This window comes from Streptomyces sp. NPDC033136 (assembly GCF_055578235.1).
In genome coordinates, this window is sequence record NZ_JBVIPD010000002.1 from 532,783 (window position 1) to 557,806 (window position 25,024).

General features: G+C 70.5%; 21 protein-coding genes and 3 pseudogenes. 17 read left to right on the forward strand and 7 right to left on the reverse strand.

The window, feature by feature from the left end; all coding sequences use genetic code 11:
- Nucleotides 1-7 precede the first annotated feature (7 nt).
- Genes ACZ5TL_RS05495 through ACZ5TL_RS05515 form a run of 5 tightly spaced genes read left to right on the forward strand, consistent with a single transcriptional unit; the run spans nt 8 to nt 5,754 of the window.
- Nucleotides 8-577 carry an NADH-quinone oxidoreductase subunit J family protein gene (locus tag ACZ5TL_RS05495; protein WP_468587913.1) on the forward strand — a complete coding sequence of 190 codons (570 nt, stop codon included), beginning with the start codon at nt 8-10 and terminating at the stop codon, nt 575-577.
- A complete protein-coding gene (locus tag ACZ5TL_RS05500) occupies nt 574-879 on the forward strand; it encodes an NADH-quinone oxidoreductase subunit NuoK (protein ID WP_468587915.1) in 306 nt (101 codons plus the stop codon). The genes ACZ5TL_RS05495 and ACZ5TL_RS05500 overlap by 4 nt, the downstream gene beginning before the upstream one ends.
- Nucleotides 876-2,825, forward strand: a complete 1,950-nt coding sequence (locus ACZ5TL_RS05505) for an NADH-quinone oxidoreductase subunit 5 family protein (RefSeq protein ID WP_468587917.1) — start codon at nt 876-878, stop codon at nt 2,823-2,825. The genes ACZ5TL_RS05500 and ACZ5TL_RS05505 overlap by 4 nt, the downstream gene beginning before the upstream one ends.
- A 5-nt stretch (nt 2,826-2,830) precedes the next feature.
- A complete protein-coding gene (locus tag ACZ5TL_RS05510) occupies nt 2,831-4,336 on the forward strand; it encodes a complex I subunit 4 family protein (protein ID WP_468587919.1) in 1,506 nt (501 codons plus the stop codon).
- Nucleotides 4,333-5,754, forward strand: a complete 1,422-nt coding sequence (locus ACZ5TL_RS05515) for an NADH-quinone oxidoreductase subunit N (protein ID WP_468587921.1) — start codon at nt 4,333-4,335, stop codon at nt 5,752-5,754. Before ACZ5TL_RS05510 ends, ACZ5TL_RS05515 begins: the two co-directional genes overlap by 4 nt.
- 227 nt (nt 5,755-5,981) lie before the next feature.
- On the opposite strand, the pseudogene ACZ5TL_RS05520 reads toward ACZ5TL_RS05515, so the two are convergent.
- The 5 genes and pseudogenes from ACZ5TL_RS05520 to ACZ5TL_RS05540 all read right to left on the reverse strand — a co-directional run.
- A pseudogene (locus ACZ5TL_RS05520) lies at nt 5,982-6,170 on the reverse strand (alcohol dehydrogenase catalytic domain-containing protein); the annotation flags it as partial.
- Between the two features lie 401 nt (nt 6,171-6,571).
- Entirely contained in the window at nt 6,572-7,273 is a 702-nt protein-coding gene (locus ACZ5TL_RS05525) for a FadR/GntR family transcriptional regulator (RefSeq protein WP_468587923.1), read from the reverse strand.
- A 76-nt stretch (nt 7,274-7,349) separates the two neighbouring features.
- Nucleotides 7,350-8,393, reverse strand: coding sequence for an ABC transporter permease (locus tag ACZ5TL_RS05530; protein ID WP_468587925.1), 1,044 nt, complete (start codon nt 8,391-8,393; stop codon nt 7,350-7,352).
- 2 nt (nt 8,394-8,395) lie between these two features.
- Nucleotides 8,396-10,006, reverse strand: coding sequence for a sugar ABC transporter ATP-binding protein (locus ACZ5TL_RS05535; protein WP_468587927.1), 1,611 nt, complete (start codon nt 10,004-10,006; stop codon nt 8,396-8,398).
- Nucleotides 10,007-10,119: 113 nt separating this feature from the next.
- Complete coding sequence (locus ACZ5TL_RS05540) at nt 10,120-11,172, reverse strand: sugar ABC transporter substrate-binding protein (RefSeq protein WP_468587929.1); 1,053 nt, start codon at nt 11,170-11,172, stop codon at nt 10,120-10,122.
- Between the two features lie 856 nt (nt 11,173-12,028).
- Here ACZ5TL_RS05540 and ACZ5TL_RS05545 point away from each other — a divergent pair.
- The 9 genes from ACZ5TL_RS05545 to ACZ5TL_RS05585 are packed head-to-tail and all read left to right on the forward strand — an operon-like array spanning nt 12,029 to nt 20,108.
- Nucleotides 12,029-12,880 (forward strand): fumarylacetoacetate hydrolase family protein, encoded by an 852-nt coding sequence (locus tag ACZ5TL_RS05545; protein ID WP_468587931.1) that lies wholly within the window; start codon nt 12,029-12,031, stop codon nt 12,878-12,880.
- 14 nt (nt 12,881-12,894) lie between these two features.
- Nucleotides 12,895-14,232 carry an L-fuconate dehydratase gene (locus tag ACZ5TL_RS05550; protein ID WP_468587933.1) on the forward strand — a complete coding sequence of 446 codons (1,338 nt, stop codon included), beginning with the start codon at nt 12,895-12,897 and terminating at the stop codon, nt 14,230-14,232.
- Complete coding sequence (locus ACZ5TL_RS05555) at nt 14,229-15,002, forward strand: SDR family NAD(P)-dependent oxidoreductase (RefSeq protein ID WP_468587935.1); 774 nt, start codon at nt 14,229-14,231, stop codon at nt 15,000-15,002. Before ACZ5TL_RS05550 ends, ACZ5TL_RS05555 begins: the two co-directional genes overlap by 4 nt.
- A complete protein-coding gene (locus ACZ5TL_RS05560) occupies nt 14,999-16,039 on the forward strand; it encodes an aldo/keto reductase (RefSeq protein WP_468587937.1) in 1,041 nt (346 codons plus the stop codon). The genes ACZ5TL_RS05555 and ACZ5TL_RS05560 overlap by 4 nt, the downstream gene beginning before the upstream one ends.
- Nucleotides 16,036-16,347 carry an L-rhamnose mutarotase gene (locus tag ACZ5TL_RS05565; protein ID WP_468587939.1) on the forward strand — a complete coding sequence of 104 codons (312 nt, stop codon included), beginning with the start codon at nt 16,036-16,038 and terminating at the stop codon, nt 16,345-16,347. The genes ACZ5TL_RS05560 and ACZ5TL_RS05565 overlap by 4 nt, the downstream gene beginning before the upstream one ends.
- Nucleotides 16,344-17,252, forward strand: coding sequence for an amidohydrolase family protein (locus tag ACZ5TL_RS05570; protein WP_468587941.1), 909 nt, complete (start codon nt 16,344-16,346; stop codon nt 17,250-17,252). The genes ACZ5TL_RS05565 and ACZ5TL_RS05570 overlap by 4 nt, the downstream gene beginning before the upstream one ends.
- Entirely contained in the window at nt 17,243-17,983 is a 741-nt protein-coding gene (locus ACZ5TL_RS05575) for a (Fe-S)-binding protein (RefSeq protein ID WP_468587943.1), read from the forward strand. The genes ACZ5TL_RS05570 and ACZ5TL_RS05575 overlap by 10 nt, the downstream gene beginning before the upstream one ends.
- A complete protein-coding gene (locus ACZ5TL_RS05580; RefSeq protein WP_468587945.1) occupies nt 17,980-19,473 on the forward strand; it encodes a LutB/LldF family L-lactate oxidation iron-sulfur protein in 1,494 nt (497 codons plus the stop codon). Before ACZ5TL_RS05575 ends, ACZ5TL_RS05580 begins: the two co-directional genes overlap by 4 nt.
- Nucleotides 19,470-20,108 carry a LutC/YkgG family protein gene (locus ACZ5TL_RS05585; protein ID WP_468587947.1) on the forward strand — a complete coding sequence of 213 codons (639 nt, stop codon included), beginning with the start codon at nt 19,470-19,472 and terminating at the stop codon, nt 20,106-20,108. The genes ACZ5TL_RS05580 and ACZ5TL_RS05585 overlap by 4 nt, the downstream gene beginning before the upstream one ends.
- A gap of 507 nt (nt 20,109-20,615) precedes the next feature.
- Here the strand turns inward: ACZ5TL_RS05585 and ACZ5TL_RS05590 are convergent.
- Nucleotides 20,616-21,158 (reverse strand): annotated as a pseudogene (locus tag ACZ5TL_RS05590) (ATP-binding cassette domain-containing protein); the annotation flags it as partial.
- Here ACZ5TL_RS05590 and ACZ5TL_RS05595 point away from each other — a divergent pair.
- Both ACZ5TL_RS05595 and aztD read left to right on the forward strand, forming a co-directional pair.
- Nucleotides 21,146-21,244, forward strand: a pseudogene (locus tag ACZ5TL_RS05595) (zinc ABC transporter substrate-binding protein); the annotation flags it as partial. The pseudogenes ACZ5TL_RS05590 and ACZ5TL_RS05595 overlap by 13 nt on opposite strands.
- Before the next feature lie 89 nt (nt 21,245-21,333).
- Nucleotides 21,334-22,536, forward strand: a complete 1,203-nt coding sequence (aztD, locus tag ACZ5TL_RS05600; RefSeq protein WP_468587949.1) for a zinc metallochaperone AztD — start codon at nt 21,334-21,336, stop codon at nt 22,534-22,536.
- Nucleotides 22,537-22,748: 212 nt separating this feature from the next.
- On the opposite strand, the gene ACZ5TL_RS05605 is transcribed toward aztD, so the two are convergent.
- A complete protein-coding gene (locus ACZ5TL_RS05605; RefSeq protein WP_468587951.1) occupies nt 22,749-23,948 on the reverse strand; it encodes a hypothetical protein in 1,200 nt (399 codons plus the stop codon).
- Nucleotides 23,949-24,033: 85 nt separating this feature from the next.
- Here ACZ5TL_RS05605 and ACZ5TL_RS05610 point away from each other — a divergent pair, with 85 nt between their 5' ends.
- Entirely contained in the window at nt 24,034-25,011 is a 978-nt protein-coding gene (locus ACZ5TL_RS05610; protein ID WP_468587953.1) for an ABC transporter substrate-binding protein, read from the forward strand.
- Nucleotides 25,012-25,024 lie beyond the last annotated feature (13 nt).

Consider the following 25,024-nt stretch of genomic DNA (forward strand, 5'->3'; position numbering starts at 1 on the left):
GGTGCCCATGGGCACCATGGGCACGGTGCTGCTCTCGGTGCTGGGGATCCTCGCCCTGGTCTTCGGCGTCCTGGTGTTCACGTTGAACTCCATGGCCCGGGTCACCTTCGCGCTGCTGGCCTCCCTGGTCTGCGTGGGTGGCGTGGTGACCGTGCTGGGCCTGCCGTACCTGGGCGTGGTCATCGTGCTGATGATGGTCATGGAGATGGTGATCATGGCCGTGTTCATGATCGCCTACATGATGAACCCGGCTGGTCTGATGCCGATGTCGATGCTCCACAACAAGCGCGGTGCGCTGGTCATCAGCGGTACCGTCTTCGCCGCCCTGGTCGCCGGGATCTTTCTGGTGTCCTGGCCCGAGCGGACGGGCGCCCGGCCGGCGGACACCACTTTCCAGGTCGGCATGTCCCTGATGGAGGAGCAGATGCTGACCATGGTCACTCTCGGATTCGTGCTGCTGGCCACGATGGTCGGTGCCACTGTGCTGGCCACCGGGCGAGGCCGTTACGACCGCTTCGGCGACGATCTGGATCAGCGCCCCGCGAAGGACCCGGCCGGTGGGGGAATGGGCCGATGACGTTCGAACTTCTCCTGGTCCTCGCCGCGGGACTGTTCTGCACCGGCCTGTTCGGCGCGCTCTCCCAGCAGTCCATCGTCATGATCATGATGGGCATCGAGCTGATGATCGGCGGGATCATCGTCGCCGCCGCCGACTTCTGGCACTTCCTCGCACCGGCCTCCGCGAGTGGCCAGGTGGTGATCCTGGCAGCCGTGGTGGCCATGGCCGTGGAGATGGCCATGGGCTTCGCCGTCACGACCGCCATCTACCGCGCCCGCCAGGTCGACATGACCGACATGGCCGAAGAGCTGAAGGGATGAACGGCTTGGCCTGGCTGCTCATCGCCCTTCCCCTGGGCGGGGGAGGGATGCTCGCTCTGGTGGGACCCCGCTGGCGGCGCACGGTCCCCGTCCTCGGTGTGGCGGTGGCCGTGGCGACGCTGGGCGTGGCCGTCGCCGCCGCGGTGAGCCGGCCGGCGGCGAGCGCGCCGCTGTTCGCCGGGATGAGGGCCGGGCTCGCGGTGGACGGTCTGTCCGCGGTGATGGTGGTCACCGTCACCGGTGTCACCACGGCCGTCCTCGTCTTCGCCGCGGGTGAGTTCACCGCCGACGAGAACCGGGGCCGTTTCTTCGGGCTGATGCTGGTCTTCGCCGGCGCGATGCTCGTCACCGTCACGGCGACCACACTGCCGCTGCTGCTGATGGCCTGGGAGGTGATGGGCGCCACCAGCTGGGCTCTGATCGGCTACTGGTGGCGGCAGTCCGAACGGGCGGAGGCCGCCGATGTCGCGTTCCTCACCACCCGCACCGCCGACCTCGGCCTCTATCTGGCCGCCGGTGCCGCCCTGGCCGCCGGGATCGGCTCACTGAGCCTGGACGCCCTGTCGTCCGCCGATTCGCCGTGGCTGCACCTGATCACCGCGGGTGCCGTCGTCGCCGCCCTGGGCAAGTCCGCCCAACTGCCTTTCTCCTTCTGGCTGTCGCGGGCCATGCAGGGCCCGAGCCCTGTCTCGGCGCTGTTGCACTCGGCGACGATGGTCGCCGCCGGCGCCTACCTGTTGCTGCGCCTGCACCCGCTGCTGGCCACCACGGGCTGGGCCGGTCCGCTGGTCGCCTGGACCGGCGCCCTCACCGCCCTGGCCCTGGGGGTGGTCGCCGTGGCGCAGACCGATCTGAAGCAACTGCTCGCCGCGTCCACGTCCGCACAGATCGGCTTCATGGTGCTGGCCGCCGGCAGCGGCGGAGTGGCTGCCGGTACCACCCAGTTGGTCGCGCACGCCGCCACCAAGTCGGGCTTGTTCCTCGCCGCCGGCGCCTGGCTGACGGCGCTGGGCACCAAACGGCTGCCCGCTCTGCGTGGCGCGGCCCGCTCCTACCGGCTGGTGGGTGTGGCTTTCACCGTCGGTGCGCTCACCCTGGCCGGTCTGCCACCGCTGTCGCTGTGGGCGGCCAAGGACGAGGTCCTCGCCGTCGCCCGGGTGGAGGGATCCGGGCTCTACGCCGTCGGACTGGCGGCGTCGGCCGTGGCGGCCGTCTACAGCGTCAAGGCCGTCTGGTACGTCACCCGCCCCCTCCCCGAGGATCCGGTGGCCGGATACGACACCGAGCGGCACGGCACCCGGCGCACCGCGTCCACCACGCCCCCGCCCCTGCTCGCCCTCACCCTCGCCGCGGCCGTCCTGGGCGTGTTGGCCCTGCCCGGCCCCGCGACCTGGCTGAAGCGTCTGGTGGGTGGCGCGGGGGAGCCGTCCCCCGAGCCGTGGGAGCTGGGCCTGTCCGCCGGAGTCGCGCTCGCTGCCACGGGCCTGGCGTGGTGGGGGGCCTCCCACCCGGCGCCCGTGCCCGGCGGCGCCGCGCGCTGGGCACAGGGCTGGCTGTACCTGGAGCGGGCCGCGCAGGCCGTCGTGGTGCGTCCCGTGCTGGGCCTGGCGCGGGCGCTGGCCGTCTTCGACGACCGTGTCGTCGACGGTGCCGTGCGGCAGACGGCGCGCGGCGGCCTTGCGGCGGCCCGGTTCGCCCGCCGCCTGGACGACGATGCCGTCGACGGCGCCGTGCGCCGGACCGCTCGCGGAGGTCTCGCCGCCGCCCGGCTCGCCGGCCGTCTGGACGACGACGGCATCGACTCCGCCGTCCGCGCCGTCGCCTCGGGCGCCCGGAGCCTGGGCCGATGGGCGCGTCGCCCGCAGACCGGACTGCTCCACCAGTACTACGCCCAGGCCGCCGTCGGCTTCGCCGTGCTTGCCCTGATCATCCTGTTGGTGAGGTAACCCCTGTGCTGAGTGTCGTCACCTTCCTGCCGCTGCTGGTGTGCGCGGCGCTGATGCTCCTGCCGCGCGCCCTCCCCGACCGGGTGTACCTCTGGACCTGGATCGCCACCGCCGCCGCGGACCTCGCCCTGGTCGTCGCGCTGTGGGCGGGCCTGGACACCGGCGGCGGGATGCAGTACGAGCAGCGAGCGCGCTGGATCCCCAGTGCCGGGGTCGGCTACCACGTGGGTGTCGACGGCCTGTCGCTGCCTCTGGTCGCGCTGACCTGTCTGCTGTTCCTCGCTGTCGCCGTGTACTCGCTGCGCGAGTCGAGGCGGGTGCGTTCCCACGTCTGCCTGTTCCTGTTCCTGCAGACCGTCTGCGTCGGCCTGTTCGTCGCCCTCGACCTGATCCTGTTCTTCGTCTTCTTCGACCTGTCGATCGTCGGCATGTTCTTCGTCATCGCCGGGTGGGGGCACGGTGAACGCGCCCGGGCGGCGGCGCTGAAGTTCTTCCTCTACACCTTCGTCGGCTCCCTCGCCCTGCTGCTCGGATTCATCGGCCTGTACCTGGCGGCCGACCCGCACACCTTCGACATCGTCGACCTCACCCGCACCAGTCCCCTGGCCGGAAGCGGTCTGTACGCCGGCCTGGTGCTCCTGGCGATCGGCGTCGGCCTGGCGGTCAAGACGCCGACCGTGCCGTTCCACACCTGGCTGCCGCCCGCCCACACCGAGGCCCCGGCCGCCGGCTCGGCGATCCTGGCCGGGGTCCTGCTGAAGATGGGGACCTACGGGTTCGTCCGTATCGCCATGCCCCTGCTGCCCGGCAGTTGGCGCCACTACGCTCTGGTCATCGTGGTCGTCGGTGTCGTGTCGGTGGTGTACGGCGCCCTGGTCGCCCTGGCACAGACCGACTTCAAACGCATGATCGCCTACACCTCCGTGAACCACATGGGCTACATCGTCCTCGCCGTCGGCGCCGCCGGAACCCTGGCCGGCACCGATGCCCAGGCCCGCTCCCTCGCGGTGACCGGCGCGGTCACCCAGATGGTCAGTCACGGCCTCATCACCGGAGCTCTGTTCCTGCTCACCGGCGTGCTGTACGACCGCGGCGGGACGAACGCGATGGACGCCTACTCCGGTCTGGCCGCGCACACCCCGCGCTTCGCGGCGGTCACCGCCGTCGCCGCGTTCGCGAGCCTCGGCATTCCCGGCTTCTCCGGTTTCATCGCCGAGTTCCAGATCTTCACCGGTTCCCTCGCTTCCCGGCCCGCCGCCACGGCCATCGCCGTGACCGGCATCCTCATCACCGCGGCGCTGTTCCTGACCGCGCTGCGGCGGATGTTCCTCGGCGTTCCCCGTCTGCCGCGATCCATCAATTCCGGTGGCGTGGCGGACCTGCACCGCCACGAGGCACTGCCCACCGTCGCCCTGCTCGCTCTCGCGCTGGTCATCGGTGTCGTACCCCGCTGGCTCCTGGACGTCATCGAACCGGCCGGCCGCACCCTGACCGGACTGGTGGCGCGGTGAACGACAACCTCACCGCCCTCGCCCCAGAGATCGCCCTGCTCGGTGCCGCCGTCGTCGGCCTGCTCGCGGGCTCCTGGCTGCCCCGCCGCCGTCAGTGGGCCATTGCCGTTCTGGCGGCCGCCGCATGCGTGGCCGGTCTGGTGGCCACCGCGGTCACCATGGCCGCCGACCGCGCACAGACCGTCTTCTCGCACGCTTTCGCCGTCGACACCGCGACCGATATCGGCCGGCTCGTCGTCCTCGCTGCCCTGCTTCTCGTCATCGGCATGTCCGTGGAGCACGTGCGCGGTCACAAACGCGAGACCGAGTACTGGGTGCTCCTGCTGATGACCGGGGCCGGCACCCTCACCCTGATCGGCGCGAACGACCTGCTGATGCTGTTCGCCGCCTACCTGCTCGCGAGCATTCCCGCCTACGCGCTCGCAGGCTTCGCCAAGGACGCCCCAGGCACGGAAGCCGCACTGAAGTACTACCTGATGGGTGCCCTGCTCGGCACCACCATGCTCGCCGGCACCGCCGTCCTCTACGCCGCCGGCCACGCCACCCTCTACCGCGAACTGAACGCCGTCCTGCCCACCGCCCCTTACAGCCTCGTCGCCGTCGGACTCATCGGCGTACTCGCCGGCCTGCTCTTCAAGTCCGGCGCTGCGCCCGCCCATTTCTGGGTGCCCGACGTCACCGACGGCGCCCTCACACCGGTCGCCGCCTACGTCACCACGATCCCGAAGATCGGCGGCCTCATCGCCGGCTACCGCCTGCTCCACCAGGCGCTGCCCGGCAGCGACGTCAACTGGCCGCTGCTGCTGGCGATCCTCGCCGCCGTCACCATGACCCTGGGGAACCTCGCGGCCTTCTTCCAGACCTCGGTCAAACGCCTGCTCGCCTACTCCACCATCAGCCAGGTCGGCTACCTCCTCATGGCCCTCGCCGTCGCCACCCGCACCGACCTGGCCCAGAGAAGCCTGCTGTTCTACCTGGCCGCCTACACCGTCACCAACCTCGGCGCCTTCGCCGTCGTCACCGAACTGCCCCACGCCCGCACCCTCGACGACTACCGAGGCCTCGCCCGCCGCCGCCCCGGCCTGGCCGCCGTCCTCCTCGTCTGCCTTCTCGGTCTGGTCGGCACCCCGCCCACCGGCGTCTTCCTCGGCAAGCTGGAGATCTTCAGCGCCACCATCGACGGCGGATACGCCTGGCTGGCGGCTCTCGCCGTCGCCAACACGGTCGCCTCCCTCTTCTACTACCTGCGCTGGCTCGCCCCTCTGTTCACTTCCACCGACCGCGCACCCGTCACCACACACACCGTCCTGGGCCGCTGGGCCGCCGCCACCGCCTACACCGCAGCGACTCTTTCCCTGGCCCTGGGCCTCGCCGGGCAGGCCGTCCTCGGGTTCGCCGACGGAGCGCTGCTGCCGTGAGTGCGTCGCCGCTTCTCCGTCCGGGCAAGGGGGCGGGCTGCCGACGGGGCAAGTCTGCGGCCCTTCGCAACGAGGGTGAGTCCGGAGACACCTTGACGACTGCTGATCGAACATGTGATTGGTTGTACGCCGAGGGCACCGCCCTTGACCTGCAGAGCAGGCATGGAGTGCGGTGAGGTGCGGCGCTTTGGCCCCGATGGTGGCGCTGCCACCGTGACCGGTCCGCACACTGGCCCCCCGACCGACTCCACCACCCCGGCAGCCTCATGCCCGAGCAGGAAGGGGAAGTCGTCGCTGATCCCGCCCTGCGTGTAGGGGAGGTCGGTGTGGCACACCCCGCAGGCCTGGACGCGCACCACCGCCTCTCCCGGCCCCGGGTCGGGACCGCGATCAGCGTCTCGGTCATCGCCCGGCAAGCCGGAGCAGACCGCAGCTTCCTCTACCGTCACCGCGACCTGCTCGAAACCGTCCGTGCCGCCGAACTCGAACCGGCAGCACAGGACCCAGCCGGCGGATCGCCGGTGAGCCGGGCCTCGCTCCAGACCGACCTCGCCAACGCCCAGGCCCGCAAGACCCGCCTGACCGCCCGCATTCAGCAGTTGGAAAAGCGGCCGTCGCAAGCGTTGGGAACTCAGGCATGGCAGGAGTCAGGGCTCGGAGCCCCAGCGGACATCGACGAGCTCCAGCGGAAGATCACGAGGCTGGAGCAGCAAAACGCCGAAGTGACCTCCGCGTTGGAGGAGGCCCGGTCCGATCTGGAAGCCGCGCGTGCGGCCAACCGGCCTGACGGCGGCGGGAGGCGGAGGGGAGCGCGAAGTCAGTCGTCGATCGCTCCGGTCGGGTCATCGGTCAGACTGGTGGCCAGCCACTGCTCCACCGTCGCGATGTGGACGGTCGCCGCGGAGGCGGCGAGCAGGGCGTCGCGTGACTGGAGTGCGCTGAGGATCTGCTCGTGGTCCTGGTGGGCACTGTCCAGGGCGCGACGGGTTTGGCTGCCGCGGACGATGCGGACACGTTGGGTGCGGGTGGAGAGCACTTGCAGCAGCATCGACAGTACGGGGTTGCCGACGGCTTCGACGATCCTGAGGTGGAAGGCGATGTCGTGGGCGACGAACTCCTCCACAGTGGCGGCGGTCCGGGACCGCTTGAGGATGGTGCGCAGTTCCTTGAGGTCCTCCGGCTTCAGCAGTGCGGCGGCCAGCCCCGTCACCTGCGGTTCGAGCAGTCGTCGTACCTGGAGCAACTGCAGAGCCGTGTGGCCCTGGGAGACATCGGCGGCGAAGGAGAGGCTCTCCAAAAGGAGATGGGGCTCCAGACTGGAGACGTACGTGCCGTCGCCCTGCCGGGTGATCAGGATGCGCATGGCCGTCAGAGCCCGGACCGCCTCGCGCAGGGAGTTCCGGGACAGGCCGAGTTGTCCGGCGAGGATCTCCTCCTTGGGGAGCTTGGAGCCGGGCGCGAGTTCGCCGGCGAGGATCATCGCCTTGATCTTGTCGATCGCCTCGTCCGTCAGTGCCACGACGGTGCCTCTCTGAGTAGGGGACGCGCCGGCCGGCGGCTCCGCCGGGCCCGGCTCGGGGCCCGGCGGTACGTGGCTATTCCTGCTTCTCGCCGGAGGCGAAGCGGGAGATGATCAGTGCGACGATGATGATGGCTCCGTTGAGGAACTGGTTCCACAGCGCTGGTACACCCGCCAACGTCATGACGTTCACGACGAGTTGCAGCGTCAGCACACCGGTGAGCGCGCCGAAGATCGAGCCCTTGCCGCCGTTGAGGCTGACTCCGCCGATGACGGTCGCGGCGAAGACCTGGAAGATCCAGCCGCTGCCCTGGGTGGCGGAGATGGAGCCGTAGTGGCCGCTGTAGAGGATGCCGGCGAACGCGGCGAGGACGCTGCCGAGGATGAGGACGATCCACACGATGCGGTCGACGCGGATGCCGGCGGTACGGGCCGCCTCCGGGTTGCCGCCGATCGCGTAGAGCGCCCGGCCGTGGCGCAGCCAGGCCAGCGCGCTGCCGCCGATGGCGAAGAGCACCACGCAGATCCAGATCGCGGCCGGGACACCCAGCCACGACGACTTGCCCAGGTAGGTGAAGGAAGACGGCATTTCCACGATGGACTGGCCCTCGGAGAGGGCGACCTGGAGGCCACGCAGCATGGTCAGCATGCCGAGGGTGACGATGAAGCCGTTGAGGCGCAGCTTCAGGATCAGGAAGCCGTTGAGGGCCCCGATCACCACGCCCACCAGCAGACAGAGCGGCACGGCCGTCCACTCGGGGAACAGCCCGAGACCCGTGAACCGGGCTCCGCTGGTCGGCAGGACCAGCCACACGGCGATGACGGGCGCCACGCCGATGGTGGACTCCAGGGACAGGTCCATCCGGCCGCAGATCAGGATCAGCGCGGTGGCCAGGACCAGCAGGCTGAGCTCGGTGGACTGCTGGGCCACACCGATGAGGTTGTCGGCGGTCAGGAAGGCCGGCGAGACGATGAACCCGATCAGGCCGAGGACGAGGATGGCCGGGACCAGGGAGAGGTCACGGAAGCGCCCGAAGTCGACCCGGCGGTGCGTGGCGTCCGCGGTGGCCGGCTCGGCCTTGCTCACTGCGGGGTCGGTGAGATCTGTGGTGACGGACATGACTACCTTCCGTGCTCGTCTGCGCCGGTTGAGGCGGGTACGGCGGATGCGGGGGACGCGGTGGCGGGAGCCGTGCCGCCGCTGACGCCCTCGATGGCGGCGACGACGACCTCGTCCTTCCAGCCGCGGTCGAACTCGGCGACCACGCGCCCGTGGAACATGACGACGACCCGGTCACAGACCTTCAGGTCGTCCAGTTCGTCGGAGACGATCAGGGCGGCCTTGCCGCCGTCCGCGACCTGCCGGATGCGGCCCAGGAGGAACTCCTTGGACTTGACGTCCACTCCGTTGGTGGGGCGGATGGCCACCAGGACGTGCGGATCGGTGGCCAGGGCCCGGGCGACGACGACCTTCTGCTGGTTGCCGCCCGAGAGCGCGGAGACCGGGGTGGCGGCTCCCGGCGTCTTGATGTCGAGGTCCCGGATCATGCGTCCGGCGAACGCCTTGGTGCGGGCGGGCAGCACCGTGCCGAACGGACCGAGCTGATCGGTGACGGTGAGCGTCGCGTTCTCCGCCACGCTGCGGTTGTTCACCAGCCCTTGGAGGTGGCGGTCCTCGGGGACCAGACCGACTCCGACGGTGAGCGCGGACGGCACGCTGCCGGTGCGCACGGTCCTGCCGCCCACCGTGACACGGCCTTCCTTGGCGCGGTGCAGACCGGCGATCGTCTCACCCACCTGCACATTGCCGCTGGCGGTGGCGCCGGCGAGCCCGACGACCTCGCCGGAGCGGACCGAGAGGGAAATGTCCTCGCAGACGCCGGGCAGGGTCAGGCCGTCGATCGCCAGCAGTTCCGGGGCGTCTTCCCGCACGACCGGAGACCCCCCGGCAGTGGTGATCGTGGAGGCCGCCTCGCCGGTCATGGCCTCCACCAGTGCCTGGTGACCGAGTTCGGCGACGGGCGCGGTCAGGATGTGGGCCGCGTCACGGTAGACGGTGACGGTGGTGCAGAGGTCGTACACCTCTTGCAGGTGGTGCGAGATGAAGAGGAAGGCGACGCCTTGCCGTTGGAGGTCGCGGAGCTTGTCGAAGAGGCGGTTGATGCCGCGGGCGTCGAGTTTCGCGGTCGGCTCGTCGAGGATGATGAAGCGTGCGCCGAACGACAGAGCCCGCGCGATCTCGACGAACTGCCGTTGCTCGACGGTGAGGTCCTTGGCCCGCGCGGTCGCGTCGACGGCCACGCCGTACTCGCCGAGCAGTTCCTCGGCACGCCGACGCAGTTGCTTCCAGCGGATGGGCTGCACCGCGCCGGCACTCTGCCGGTTCAGGAAGAGGTTCTCGGCGACGGTGAGGTCACCGATGACGGTGGAGTGTTGATAGACACAGGCCACGCGGGAGCGCCAGGCGTCGATGTCGCCGAAGGCGGGCGCCGGCTCGCCGGAGAAGCGCAGGGTGCCGGTGTCGGGTTGCTGGAGGCCGGTGAGGGTGGACACGAGCGTCGACTTGCCGGCGCCGTTGCGTCCGACCAGGGCGTGCGCCTCGCCGGGGGCGACGGTGATACGGGCGTCACGCAGTGCGACGGTCGCGCCGAATCGTTTGCTGATACCGGTCGCCTCGGCCACAGGGGCCGGAGTGCCGGGGCCGGTCGCCGGGGCGGTCGCGGTGTCCGCCATGGTGGATACCGTCCTTCGTGTGCGGAGGCTGGAGCCGAGGGGTGCGGGAGACTGCCCGCGTCGGGGGGGCGGGAGGCTGTGCGTCCCCCGACGCGGCGGGCAGGGAGCGCCGGTCATCCGCCGACGTTGTTGCCCCACAGGGTCTTGTCGTCGACGTTGTCCTTGGTGACCAGAGGAGCGGGCAGCTGGTCTTCGAGGCCGTTGGGCAGCTTGATGATGGTGGAGTCGTGGTCGGTCTTGCCGGCCTCGAAGGTCTTGCCCTCGGCCGCGGCCTTGGCGTAGTACAGCGCGTACTTGGCGTAGAGGTCGGCGGGCTGGGAGACGGTGGCGTCGATCTGGCCCTTGCGGATGGCCTCGAACTCCTGGGGGATGCCGTCGTTGGAGATGATCGAGATGTGCCCCTTCTGGCCGGCCGGTTTGAGCAGGCCCTTCTGCTCCAGCAGCGCCAGGGTCGGCTGCAGGAAGACGCCGCCCGCCTGCATGTAGATGCCGTTCAGATCCGGGTGCTGGGCGAGCAGCGACTGCAGCTTGGCCGAGGCCACGTCCCCCTTCCAGTCGGTGGGCAGCTCGAACACCTTGATCTTCGGGAACTTCTCCTTCATGCACTCCGCGAACGCCTCGGAGCGGTCGCGCCCGTTGATGGAGTCCAGGGCGCCCTGCAGCTCGGCGACCTTGCCCTTGCCACCGAGCTGCTGCCCGAGGAACTCACAGGCCTTGGTGCCGTACGCCCGGTTGTCGGCGCGCACGACCATGTAGACGTCGCCCTTGTCGGGCCGGGTGTCGACGCTGACCACCGGGATCTTCTTCGACGCGAGGGTGTCGAGGGTGGAGGCGACGGCCCCGGTGTCCTGCGGAGCCATGACCACGGCCTTGGCCCCGGTGTTCTGGAACACCTGCATGTTGGCGACGAGCTTGGTGACGTCGTTCTGCGAGTTGCTGATCGGCAGCGCTTTGATGCCGTCGGACTTGACGCCCTTCTCGATGTACTGCGCGTATGAGTTCCAGAAGTCGGAGTCGGAGCGCGGCAGGTCGATCCCGATGGCGGGCTTGTCACCGCCGGAGGCGGCCGAGTCGGTGCTTTCGCGGTTGCACGCGGTGGCGAGTGCCAGCACCGCGAGAACAGCGGTGGCGGCTGCGGCGGTGGAGCGGGTGCGAGCGAGGTTCATGACCGTGTTCTCTCCTTAGCCAGGGGCACGGGGGCCGCAGGGCGACGGTGGGGAGGGCGTACCTGCCTGCGGGGGAGGGGCGAGGCCGCCGGACGGGCAGTTGCCGATCCGGCGTGGAGGTGCGCGGATCATGCCCTGAGGGGTGGTGTGAGGGTCAGCCGGGGACCGGGAGATGCGGAGGCGGAGCGACCACACGGATGCGAGCCGAATGGGCGCACAGGACCGTGCAACCATTCCTCCGATGTATACCGGACGTCGAGGACGGTACGACGACGTTGCCGACGTTGACAAGGGTTCGCCGCCACAGATGTGCGGGACATCACGCCGTAGGGGGCGAAGACACTGTTCCGGCCGGGCCGCTTCCCACCGACACCCTTCGCGACCTGCACAGTTTCGATCTTGTGAGTGACGGGCGGGGCGCTGCGGAAGCTCACGATTCGACAACGGAGCCACCTGGGCCGGCGGAAGCGGGGCCGGGGTGGGTGCCCGGAGAACCCGTATCCCCCTGAGTGGTCCGTCGTGTGCCTGTCGGTGTCGCTCTCACCAGTGGAGATGACCTTGCGGCTCACCTCGGATTCATCGGATGGCGGCTCGCGTGTCGACCTCGTGGCCTGGGACGACCATGGCGAATCTGCCTTTGTGCGGGCCTGGCTGGCAACGTCGAGAAAATACATCCGAGGAATCCGTTGCCAGACGCAATGTCCGCATCTAGGGTCACTGTGCCGCCATACATCCGATGATTACAGAGGTGGATGAGCGGAGCCCGTCAGGGCAGGCCCGGCCCGGCACACTGCAGGCGGCTCAGCCCTACGGCGACCCACACTCAGACAAGACCCCGCACGGCAAGGGAGCCCCTGTGAAACTGCTACGAGTCGGCGCCCCCGGCGAGGAGCGACCCGCGGTCCGCACCGACGACGGCCGGCTGCTGGACCTCTCCTCGGTGACCCGGGACATCGACGGCGACTTCCTCGCCTCCGGGGGAGTGGACCGGGCAGGAGCGGCCGTGATGGCGGGCGGACTGCCCGAGCTCGACACCGACGGCCTGCGGATCGGCGCCCCCCTCGCCCGTCCCGGCAAGATCATCTGCGTCGGGCTGAACTACCGCGACCACGCCGCCGAGACCGGCGCCGCGATCCCACCCCGCCCGGTGGTCTTCATGAAGGACCCGGGCACGGTCGTCGGCCCGTACGACGAGGTGCTGATCCCCCGAGGCTCGGTCAAGACCGACTGGGAGGTCGAGCTGGCGGTCGTCATCGGACGGCGGGCCCGCTACCTCGGCGGACCCGAGGCCGCACGGGCCGTGATCGCCGGCTATGCGATCAGCCATGACGTCTCGGAGCGCGAGTTCCAGCTGGAGTACTCCCCGCAGTGGGACCTGGGCAAGTCCTGCGAGACCTTCAACCCGCTCGGCCCGTGGCTGGTCACCGCCGACGAGGTCGGCGACCCGCAGGACCTGGGCCTGCACCTCAGCGTCAACGGGGTGAAGCGGCAGGACGGCCACACCGGAGACATGATCTTCCCGGTCGACCACATCGTGTCGTACCTGAGCCAGTACATGGTCCTGGAACCGGGTGACGTGATCAACACCGGTACTCCCGCGGGCGTGGCTCTAGGGCTTCCCGGCACTCCCTTCCTGCGCCCCGGCGACACCGTCGAGCTTTCCGTCGACGGCCTCGGCAGCCAGCGCCAGACCTTCACCCAAGCGTGAAAGGCAGGACCACCTTGACTACGACCTCCGCCCGGATCACCGCCGTCGACACCTACGACATCCGCTTCCCCACCTCGCGGGAACTGGACGGCTCCGACGCGATGAACCCGGACCCCGACTACTCCGCCGCCTACGTCGTGCTGCGCACGGACGCGGTCGACGGGCACGAGGGCCACGGCTTCACCTTTACCATCGGACGCGGCAACGACGTCCAGGTCGCCGCGATCGGCGCCCTGCGGCCCCACCTCGTGGGCCGCTCCGTGGCGGAGTTGTGCGCCGACCCGGGCTCGATCAGCCGTGACCTGATCGGAGACAGCCAGCTGCGCTGGCTGGGCCCCGAGAAGGGCGTGATGCACATGGCCATCGGCGCGGTCGTCAACGCCGTGTGGGACCTGGCCGCCAAGCGCGCCGGGCAGCCCCTGTGGCGACTGCTCGCCCACGCCGACCCCGAGTGGCTGGTCTCCCAGGTCGACTTCCGCTACATCGCCGACGCACTCACTCCCGAGGACGCCCTCCAACTGCTGCGCGAGGGCCGCACCGGGCTCGCGGAGCGGGAGAGCGTCCTGCTGAAGCGCGGCTACCCCGGCTACACCACCTCTCCGGGCTGGCTCGGCTATTCCGACGAGAAGCTGACCCGGCTGGCCAAGCAGGCCGTCGCCGACGGCTTCACCCAGATCAAGCTCAAGGTAGGCGCCGACCTCGCCGACGACATCCGCCGCATGCGCACCGCCCGCGCCGCCGTCGGCGAGGAGATCCGCATCGCCGTCGACGCCAACCAGCGCTGGAACGTCGGGGAGGCGGTCGAGTGGACCAACGCGCTCGCCGAGTTCGACCCGTACTGGATCGAGGAGCCCACCAGCCCCGACGACGTCCTGGGCCACGCCGCCGTCCGCCGGGGCGTCGCCCCCGTGAAGGTCGCCACCGGCGAACACGTGCAGAACCGCATCATCTTCAAGCAACTCCTCCAGGCCGACGCCATCGACGTGCTCCAGATCGACGCGGCCCGGGTCGGAGGGGTCAACGAGAACCTCGCGATTCTGCTGCTCGCCGCGAAGTTCGGGGTGCCGGTCTGCCCGCACGCCGGCGGAGTGGGCCTGTGCGAGCTGGTGCAGCACCTGTCGATGTTCGACTACCTGGCGCTGTCCGGCACGACCGAGAATCGCGTCATCGAGTTCGTCGACCACCTCCATGAGCACTTCACCGCGCCCGTGGTGATGCGCGACGGTCACTACACGGCGCCGCTGACCCCGGGCTTCTCCGCCACCATGCACCCCGAGTCCCTTGCCGAATACCGTTACCCGGACGGCGCCTTCTGGGCCGCCGACCTCGCTGGACCGGAGGGCGTGGCATGAGCGGTCTGTCAGGGCTCAAAGCCGTCGTCACCGGGGGCGCGTCCGGCATCGGGCTCGCCACGGCCAGCGCACTGGCGGCCCAGGGCGCGGCGGTCGCCGTGCTCGACCTCGATCCGGGCGGCGTCAGCGAACCGCTGCTCGGCCTCCAGGCCGACGTCAGCGACGACGCCTCCGTGCGCGCCGCCGTGGGCACGGCGGCCGATCGGCTCGGCGGCATCGACATCCTGGTCAACAACGCGGGCATCGGCGCGGCGGGCACCGTCGAGGACAACTCCGACGAGCAGTGGCACCGGGTCCTGGACGTCAACGTCCTCGGCATCGTCCGCACCACCCGTGCCGCCCTGCCCCACCTGCGCCGCGCTGCCACTGCCCGTCCGGGCACTGCGTCCGTCGTCAACACCTGCTCCATCGCGGCCACCGCCGGACTGCCGCAGCGCGCCCTGTACTCCGCCAGCAAGGGCGCCGTGCTGTCGCTGACCCTGGCCATGGCCGCCGACCACGTCCGCGAGGGCATCCGCGTCAACTGCGTCAACCCCGGCACCGCCGACACCCCCTGGGTGGCCCGGCTGCTGGACGCGGCCGACGATCCCGAGGCGGAGCGCGCCGCCCTCAACGCCCGCCAGCCCATCGGACGCCTGGTCACCGCCGACGAGGTCGCCGCCGCCATCGTCTACCTGGCGAGTCCGGCCGCGGCGTCCGTCACCGGCACCGCGCTCGCGGTGGACGGCGGCATGCAGGGACTGCGACTGCGCCCGGTGGACCGGTCGTGAGGACCACCACGCTGGGCGGCGGCGCCGTACCGGTCTCGGAACTGGCACTGGGCTGTGCCGCCCTCGGAAACCTCTTCCACCCGGTCACCGGCGAGGCCGCCCACGCCACGGTGGACGCGGCCTGGGACGCCGGCGTCCGCACCTTCGACACCGCGCCCCACTACGGTCTCGGCCTGTCGGAACGGCGGCTCGGCGCCGCGCTGCGCGACCGCCCCCGCGACACCTACACCCTCTCCACCAAGGTGGGCCGGCTTCTCGTACCGGACCCGGACGGCAGCGCCGGCGACGACCGCGCCCATGGCTTCGCCGTCCCGGCCACCCACCGCCGGGTCTGGGACTTCAGCGCCGACGGAGTGCTGCGCTCCCTGGAGGCCAGTCTGGAACGCCTCGGCCTCGACCGGATCGACATCGCCCTGCTCCACGACCCCGACGACCACGCCGACCAGGCGCTTCGCGAGGCGTACCCGGCGCTGGAGCGGCTGCGCGCCGAAGGCGTGGTCGGGGCGATCGGCGTCGGGATGAACCAGCCCGCGCTGCCCGCCCGGTTCCTGCGCGAGACCGACATCGACGTGGTGCTGCTGGCCGGCCGCTACACCCTCCTGGACCAGGACGGGCTCACCGAACTGCTCCCGGAGGCGGCCGCCCGCGGGCGGAGCGTGGTCATCGGCGGGGTGTTCAACTCCGGGCTGCTGACGGCCCCCCGGCCCGGCGCCACGTACGACTACGCACCCGCTCCGCAGCTGGTCCTCGATCGTGCGCTGCGGCTGCTCGCGGCCTGCGAACGCCATGGCGTGCCGCTGCGGGCCGCCGCGCTGCGCTTCCCGTTCGGCCACTCCGCGGTCAACAGCGTCCTGACCGGCGCGCGCACCCCTCAGGAGGTACGCGACACGGTGGAGCAGCTGCGGCGCCCGATTCCGGACGCCCTGTGGGAGGAACTGCGCGCCGAGGGCCTGCTGGACCCGGACACCCCCGTCCCCGCACCGACCGGGGGAGCCGCGTCGACCGGGGAAGCCATGCCGTCGAAGGAGCCGTCATGAGGGTCGCCCTGCACACCAAGGTCCGCGCCGACCGGATCGAGGAGTACGAGGCCGCGCACCGGGAGGTGCCCGAGGAACTCACCGCCGCCATCCGCGCCGCGGGGGTGCGGGAATGGACGATCTGGCGCAGTGGCACGGACCTGTTCCATGTGCTGGAGGTCGAGGACTACCAGGCGATGATCGCCGAACTGGACAAGTTGCCTGTCAACATCGCCTGGCAGGCCCGGATGGCCGAACTTCTCGACGTCGTCCACGACTACTCCGCGCAGGGCGCGGATGCCTCACTGCCGGTGGTGTGGGAACTGTGACCGCAGCGGAAACCGTGCCCGGCATCGTGGACGCCCACCACCATGTGTGGGACCTGTCCGTCCGTGACCAGGACTGGATCAGCGGAGACGAACTCGCCCCTTTGCGACGCGACTTCACACTCGCCGATCTGGCGCCGGAGGCCCGCGCGGCCGGTGTCACGGCCACCGTGCTGGTGCAGACGATCACCGTGCCGGAGGAGACCCCGGAGTTCCTGGCCCTGGCCGCCGACAGCGACCTGGTCGCCGGGGTCGTCGGCTGGACCGACCTGATCGCCCCCGACATCGCGGAGAGCCTCGCGGGGCTGCGGGCGGGCCCGGGAGGGGAGTACCTGGTGGGCATCCGCCACCAGGTGCAGGGCGAGCCGGATCCGCGCTGGCTCGTACGCCCCGAGGTCCTGCGCGGTCTGTCCGCCGTCGCCGAGGCGGGACTCGTCTACGACCTGGTGGTGAAGCCCCACCAACTCGCGGCGGCCGTCGAGGCCGTGGAGCGCCTGCCAGACCTCACCTTCGTCCTCGACCATCTCGGCAAGCCGCCCGTGGCGTCCGGCGAACTCGCCCCCTGGGCGCAGCAGATCCGGCGCCTCGCCGCCCTCCCCAACACCGTCTGCAAACTCTCCGGCATGGTCACCGAAGCCGACTGGAACTCGTGGACCATCGCGGCCCTCACGCCGTACGCCGACACCGTGCTCGACGCCTTCGGCCCCGCCCGGCTGATGTTCGGCTCCGACTGGCCCGTCTGCCGGCTCGCCGCCACGTACGCCGAGGTGATCGCCGTCGCACGGGAGCTGACGGCCGGGCTCGGCCCCACCGAGCGTCACGACGTCTTCACCGGAACGGCCATGCGGACCTACGACCTGCGCGTCACCGCACGGCCGGCCTCGCCCCAGGACACCCCATGCGCATAGCCCTCTTCATCACCTGCTTCAACGACATGATGTTCCCCCGCACCGGTCGGGCTGTGACCGAACTGCTGGAGCGCCTCGGCCACACGGTGGAGTTCCCGCAGGGCCAGACTTGCTGCGGTCAGATGCACTTCAACACCGGCTACCGTCCCGAGACGCTGCCCATGGTGCGCCGCTTCGCCGAGGTCTTCGCAGGCTACGACGCCGTCGTCGCCCCCTCCGGGTCCTGCGCGGGCATGGTGCGCGACCACCACCGTGTGGTGGCCGCACAGTACGGCGACGCCGCGCTCGCCGAGGCGGTCGAGCACGTGGTCCCGACGGTGTACGAGCTGTCGGAACTGCTCGTCGACGTTCTCGGCGTCACCGATGTCGGCGCGTACTTCCCGCACCGCGTCACCTACCACCCGACCTGCCACTCGCTGCGCATGCTGCGGGTCGGCGACCGGCCGCTGAAACTGCTGCGCGCAGTGAAGGGCATCGATCTCGTCGAACTGCCCGCCGCCGAGTCCTGCTGCGGCTTCGGCGGCACCTTCGCGCTGAAGAACGCGGAGGTCTCCAACGCGATGCTGGCCGACAAGATGCGCCATGTGCAGGACACCGGCGCCGAGATCCTGAGCGCGGGCGACAACTCCTGCCTCACCCACATCGGCGGCGGCCTGTCCCGGCTCCGTACCGGCGTCGGCACGATGCACCTGGCCGAGATCCTGGCCTCCACGGAAGGAGAGGTGTGGTGAGCGGCGCCGACAACGTCGTATGGCTGGGTGCCCCGGCCTTCCCCGAAGCGGCGCGCACCGCGCTCGCCGACACCCGGCTGCGGGCGAACCTGCGCCGCGCGACCGGCACCATCCGGGACAAACGGCTGGAGGCCGCCGCCGAACTGGAGGACTGGGAGGAACTGCGGGAGACGGCCGCGACGATCAAACGGCAGACCCTGCGCCACCTCGACCATCATCTCCTGCGTCTGGAGAAGGCGGTGACCGCCGCGGGGGGAGTGGTTCACTGGGCGGCGGACGCCGCCGAGGCCAACCGCATCGTCACCTGTCTGGTGAAGGCGACCGGCGAGGACGAGGTCGTCAAGGTCAAGTCGATGGCGACTCAGGAGATCGGACTCAACGAGGCGCTCGCGGACGCGGGCATCCGTGCCTACGAGACCGATCTCGCGGAACTCATCGTGCAGTTGGGCGGCGACCGCCCGTCGCACATCCTCGTGCCCGCCATCCACCGGGGCCGCTCCGAGATCCGGGAGATCTTCCGCCGGGAGATGGGGGAGTGGGGCAGGCCCGCCCCCGAGGACCTCACCGACGAGCCCCGCCACCTCGCCGAGGCGGCCCGGCTCCACCTGCGGGAGAAGTTCCTGCGGGCCAAGGTCGCCGTCTCCGGCGCCAACTTCGCGGCCGCCGACACCGGAACGGTGGCGGTCGTGGAGTCGGAGGGCAACGGGCGGATGTGCCTGACCCTGCCCGAGACCCTGATCACCGTCATGGGAATCGAGAAGGTCCTGCCGTCCTTCGCCGACCTGGACGTGTTCCTCCAGCTCCTGCCCCGCTCGTCCACCGGCGAGCGGATGAACCCGTACACCTCGCTGTGGACCGGCGTCACCGAAGGCGACGGTCCCCGGAACTTCCACCTGGTGCTGCTCGACAACGGCCGCACCGCCACCCTCGCCGACGAGGTGGGCCGCCAGGCCCTCGCCTGCATCCGCTGCTCGGCGTGCCTCAACGTCTGCCCGGTGTACGAGCGCACGGGGGGCCATGCCTACGGTTCGGTCTATCCCGGGCCGATCGGCGCCGTCCTGACCCCGCAGTTCGTCGGCGTCGAGAACGCGGCCTCGCTGCCCTTCGCCTCGACGCTGTGCGGCGCCTGTTACGACGCCTGCCCCGTGAAGATCAACATTCCCGAGGTGCTGGTCCATCTGCGCGCCGAGGCCGTGGAGGCCAAACGCCGGGACCGGCTGCTCCCCACAACCGAGGCACTCGCCATGAAGGCCGCGGGCGCCGTCCTGGGCTCACCGCGGAGGCTGGCCGCCGTACAGCGGCTGGCCGCCGTGGGAGCCCGGCTGGTGGCCCGTGACGGCCGGCTCGGCGCCCTGCCCGGTCCGTTCGCCCGCTGGTCCGGCACCCGGGACACGCCGGCGCCGGCCCGTGAGTCGCTGCGCGCCTGGTGGCGCCGTACGCGACCACCCGCGAGCGCAGACAGCCGTACGACGGCGGAGAGGAAGGGATGACGATGAACGGCCGCGAGACCGTCCTGAGCGCGGTCAAGGGAGCGCTGTCCGGCGTGCCGGATTCCGAGGCTCCCGACGACGCGCCTTCGCAGGGTCGCCGTGCCGGCCACGCTGGACCGGACGTCCTCGGGCTGTTCGCCGAGCGTGCCGCCGAGTACCGCGCCACGGTGGTCCGGGTGCAGCCGGCCGACGCCGCAGCGGCGGTCGGTCGCGCGCTGGCCCGCACCGGAGCACGGTCCCTGGTGATGCCGCCCGGGTTTCCCGAGGACCTGGTCCCGGAGGGACCCTGGTCCCTGCTGACGGACGTCCCGCCGCTGACCGTCGGACGGCTCGACGCGGCGGACGCCGTGGTCACCACCGTCGCCGCCGCCATCGCCGTCACCGGGACCGTGGCCCTCGACCACGGGCCGGGTCAGGGGCGGCGGGTCCTGACCCTGCTTCCTGACCAGCACATCTGCGTGGTCCGGGCGGACCAGATCGCTCCCGACGTGCCTGACGCGCTGCGCCTGCTCGATCCCTGCCGCCCGCTGACACTGATCTCGGGCCCCTCGGCCACCAGCGACATCGAACTGGACCGTGTCGAGGGCGTGCACGGGCCCAGGACCCTGGACATCGTCGTGGTGGGGGACGCGTAGCCGAGGGCGCCGTGACCGTCCGCTTCACAGCGCGGCCCGGTGGCCGCGCTGTGAAGGTGCTCGCTTCTTCCTCCACCGCGGGTCAGCAAACGGTCAGCATCGGACGCGGAGGCGTCCCGGGTTGATGACCTGGCGACCGCCGTGGTGGGGGTCTGAAGCAATGCCTGGTTCCGGTCCGGAAGGTGGAGAGGGCTGCACGAGGTTCCCGTGCACGGGCAGTTCATGGTCAGGCGGGCGTGGACGGCCATGACCGAGGGCATGTGGCGGTGCCGCCCGGATCGCGGCGGACCTGGCGGTCGCAGGCCGCGCTCCTGCTTCGCGCTCTGGGGGAACTCCTCGACAGCCCATCCGACTGCCTGTGAACGCAGATCGGTTCGCGCTGCGTGGCGCCTGCCGGGCAGGCGGTCGCTCAGGGCCGGGCATGCTGCACCAGGCGAACACCTCGGCCCCTCCCAGGCGCCGGGTGGCCATCTTGGCAGGGCCTTCGCGGTTGCTGTGCTGTGCTCCTCAGAGCGCTTGCCAGACCTGGGCCAGCGCCGACGTGGTCAGGACCTGGTCCGGACGTCCCTGCCCGACGAGGCGGCCGTCCTGGAGCAGGAGGCAGATGTCCGCCGCGCGCGCGACCTCCAGGTCGTGCGTTGCCTGGACGACCGTCACGCCGTCGGCGACGAGCGCCGTCAGCAGCGCCCCGATCCGCTCCCTCGCCTCCGGGTCCAGGCCGGTGGTCGGCTCGTCGAGGAGCAGCAGGTCCGACTCCTGTGCCAGACCCTGGGCGATGAGCGCACGTTGACGCTGCCCGCCCGACAGTTCGCCCAGTTGACGTGAGGCGAGGTCGCCGATGCCGAGCCGGTCGAGCGCCGCGTCCACGGTCGTGTGGTCTCGTGCGGTCAGCCTGCGCCACGGCCCGCGCTCGCCCCAGCGCCCCATCTCCACGGTTTGCCGAACGGTGAGCGGGAGGGTGTCGCCGACTGCTCCGCGCTGCGGTACGAAGGCGGGCGGTCGATCGCCGGTGCGGAGGAGATCGCCGGATGTCGGCTTCGGAGTCCCTGACGGCGAAGGGCGAGGGCGCCGACACCTACCTGCGGATGATGCACGCCAACACCACCGCCATGGTCACCGGCCTGACAGGCGACTGACCCTTCGAGCCTCCCGGCACACCGGTCATCGGGCGCCACACGCCACACCCCTCATACCGCCACCGTGCGGTGCAGAAAGGAACATGCTGATGAACAAGTCGATACGCGGCAGAGCCCTCACGGGCACTGCACTGGCATTGGCGGTCTCCTCGGTTCTGACCGCCTGCGGCGGAGAGGGCTCTTCCTCCACCGATACCACGTCCGACGGAACCGCGAGCGCCAAACCCGCGGTGGCCGTCAAGGATCCGCTGGTCGCCACCTTCGACGGCGGCCTGTACATCCTCGACGGCGAGAGCCTGAAGCTCGCCAAGACCATCGACCTGCCCGGCTTCAACCGGGTCAACCCCGCGGGTGACGAGGACCACGTCGTCGTCTCCACCGACAGCGGATTCCGTGTCCTGGACGCCACCGACCAGGCCCTCACCGACATCGAGTACAAGGGCGCCAAGCCCGGTCACGTTGTACGTCACGCCGGAAGGACCGTGCTCTTCACCGACGGCACCGGAGAGGTCAACGTCTTCGACCCCACCGCCCTGAGCAGTGGCAAGAAGCCGGAAGGGCGCACCTACACCTCTGCCGAGCCGCACCACGGTGTCGCCATCGAACTGGCCGACGGCACACTCGTGAGCACCCTGGGTACCGAGGAGAAGCGAACCGGCGCGCTGGTGCTGGACAGGAACAACAAGGAGGTCGCGCGCAACGAGGGCTGCCCCGGTGTCCACGGCGAGGCCGCCGCCAAGAACGAGGCCATCGGCATCGGCTGCGAGGACGGCATCCTGATCTACAAGGACGGCAAGTTCACCAAGATCGACGCCCCCGACGACTACGGCCGCATCGGCAACCAGGCCGGCAGCGACGCCTCGCCGATCCTCCTGGGCGACTACAAGACCGACCCCGAGGCCGAGCTGGAGCGGCCCACCCGCATCTCGCTCATCGACACCGACGAGAAGAAGCTGCGTCTGGTCGACCTGGGTGTCAGCTACTCCTTCCGTTCGCTGGCCCGCGGCCCGCACGGCGAGGCCCTGGTCCTCGGCACCGACGGCGCCCTCCACGTCATCGACCAGAACACCGGCAAGATCGAGAAGAAGATCCCCGCCGTGGGCAAGTGGCAGGAGCCGCTGGACTGGCAGCAGCCCCGGCCCACCTTGTTCGTCCGCGGGCACGTCGCGTACGTCTCCGAGCCCAGTAAGAAGGTGCTTTACGCGATCGACCTGGAGAAGGGGAAGAAGATCACCTCTGTCACCCTGCCGGAGAGCACCAACGAGCTGTCGGGCGTCGTCGCAGGACACTGACTCCGCCACGTCCCTTCGCGGCCGTGGCCTTCGCGCCGCGGCGGCGAGGGCACACCGCTACCACCCGCTCCGCGGGACCGGACTCGGCAGCCGGCCACGACAGGAGAAGCGGCGTACGGACGTACGTGTGGCGCGGTACCGGGCAACGGGCAACGCCCCCGCGGGCGGCGGCCGTTTCCCGCCGCCTGGAGTGTGCCGGCCCGCACAGGCCGTCACCGCCCCACGGGATCGCCGTCGGCACCGTCGTTCCGGACGCGCAGTGTCATGTGGCCGCCGTGATGCAGAGGTGTGGTCAGCCGCGGACGGGTCGCCTCGTGGCCTGTCTCCGCGTCGATGATGTGCACCTCGCCGTGGCCGCCCCGGGTGACGGCGATCCAGTCGGAGCCCGGTGAGGCGGCCACCGCTCGGCGTTGGACGCCTTCCCAAGGGGTGCCACCGCGACGCGGAGCGCCGTCCATGGCCGGCAGGGGACAGCGGCGCACTACGTCGTCGGCGCCGACAAGGATCAGTTCGTCGCCGTCGGGGTGGACACGGGTGAAGGCGGTGTGGCGCCGGGCGAGGGCCAGCCGGAAGACGAGCCCGGGACCGAGGTCCGTGAGTACTGTGCGGCCGGTTGTCAGATCGTGGTGCCATGCCTGGTTGGTCCAGTCCGGCCATCGCAGCGGGTCCGGGTCGCCGCCGCGCAGCGTGGTCCACAGCGCCTGTCGGCGGGTGTCGAGCCGGAGGTACCAGCCCCGGGCCGGCGATCCCCAGGGAATGATCGCCTCGGCGGCGAGCGCGTCGCCCTTCCTCCGGGCCCGGTGCACTCCTTCGCTCGTGGCTGCGAACACGCGCTCCGAGCCGGGTGCTTGTGCGTCCCCGTGTCCGTCGTCCGGCAGCGGCAGGAGCGCGTGAGGTGTGACCGGAGGGCAGCCGGGTGGAGCCGCGAGGAGATCCATGAACCGGTGAACCGCCAGCGCACCGGGCTCCCGGTGCCGCAGTACGACCAGCGGGTCGCCTTCGCCCAGGACCGTCACGCCCGGTTCGCCGACGCGCGTGCGTACCCGCGCGGCTTCCCCGGTGGCCAGGTCGAGGACCGTCAGCAGGTCCGTCCACGGTTCGCTGTTCTTGCCGAGGCCGGTGGTGACGGCCAGTCGGTGGCCGGACGGGTCGCAGGCGAGGTGCTCGGCCGGCACTGCGACCGAGATCGCACGCTCCACGAGCTTCTCGGCGAAGGGATCGAGCACCAGCAGTTCCCCGCGACGGTCGTCGACGCAGGCCACCCGCCCTCCCGGGAGTGCCAGGAACCCGGCGTGCTCGGAGAGATGACGGCCGGTGAGGCGTCCTACTGCGGCGCCGTCCGGCACGGTCAGCAGGTGTACGGCTCCGGCCACATGGTCGGAGACGAGCAGGACGGGTGTGGCAGCAGGCATGAGTCCTCCAGAAACCGGTCTGGTGAAAACGATTATCATGTATCTTCGGTGCGTTCCCGGTACCTGAAAAGAAGCGAGGGCATCGATGCTGCGCTCATCGTCGAGATTTGGTCGCAGTTGGATCGTCGCAGCGGCGGTGGGTTCCGTCCTGGTCGGCTGCGGCTCGTCCTCCGAAGAACCCGTGAGCGACAAGGCCAAGCCCGCGGCGAAGACGGAGGTGACCGTCGAACCCATCAAGGCGTCGACGGAGTTGATCGACACCAACGGCGTCAAGGTCTCCTTGAAGAAGGAGCCCGAGCGGATCGTCTGCCTCTTCGCCCTGTGCGACGACATCCTGACGGAACTGGGCATCGTGCCGACGGCCACCAACAGCGCGTTGCTCGCCCACCCGGACTTCCTGGGGGAGGAGAAGGCCAAGGAGGTCGACGTCATCCCCGGCGGATTCATCGCCCCCGAGGTGGAAGCGATCCTCTCCCACAAGCCCGATCTCGTGATCGGCCTCGGGGACACCCACGGCAAGCTAGCCCCGGCGCTCAAGGGAGCCACCACGTTCTGGGCCATGCAGCCCGAGACGTGGCAGGACAGCGTGGGCTACCTGCGCGATGTCGCCGCGCTCACCGGCCGTACCGCCCAGGGGGAGAAGGCGGAGAAGACCTTCCGGGCGAAGCTCGCCGAGGCCGAGAAGGCCCCGAGCGAGAAGACCGCGCTCATCATCTATGGCAGCGATGAGAACTTCGGCGTCGCGACGCCGGAAGGTGACGTGGCCGCCAGCCTGTTCCCCAAGATCGCCGACTACCCGTGGAAGTCCCGCGGTGTGGAAGGCAGTTACAGCCTCGAAGAGATCCTCGCCCAGGACGTCGACGTGCTGTTCGTCGAGACGCTGAGCTTCGGCGACGCAGACGGCAAGCTGTCGGAGAAGCTGGCCGAGAACCCGCTCTGGGGCAAGATCCCGGCCGTGAAGAACGGTGAGGTCCACGAGGTGAACTCAGAGGTGTGGGCCAAGGGGCGCGGCACCCGCTCGCTGGGCATCGTCCTCGACGAGGCCACGGCCGCACTGCGGTGAGGAAGTCCCTCCC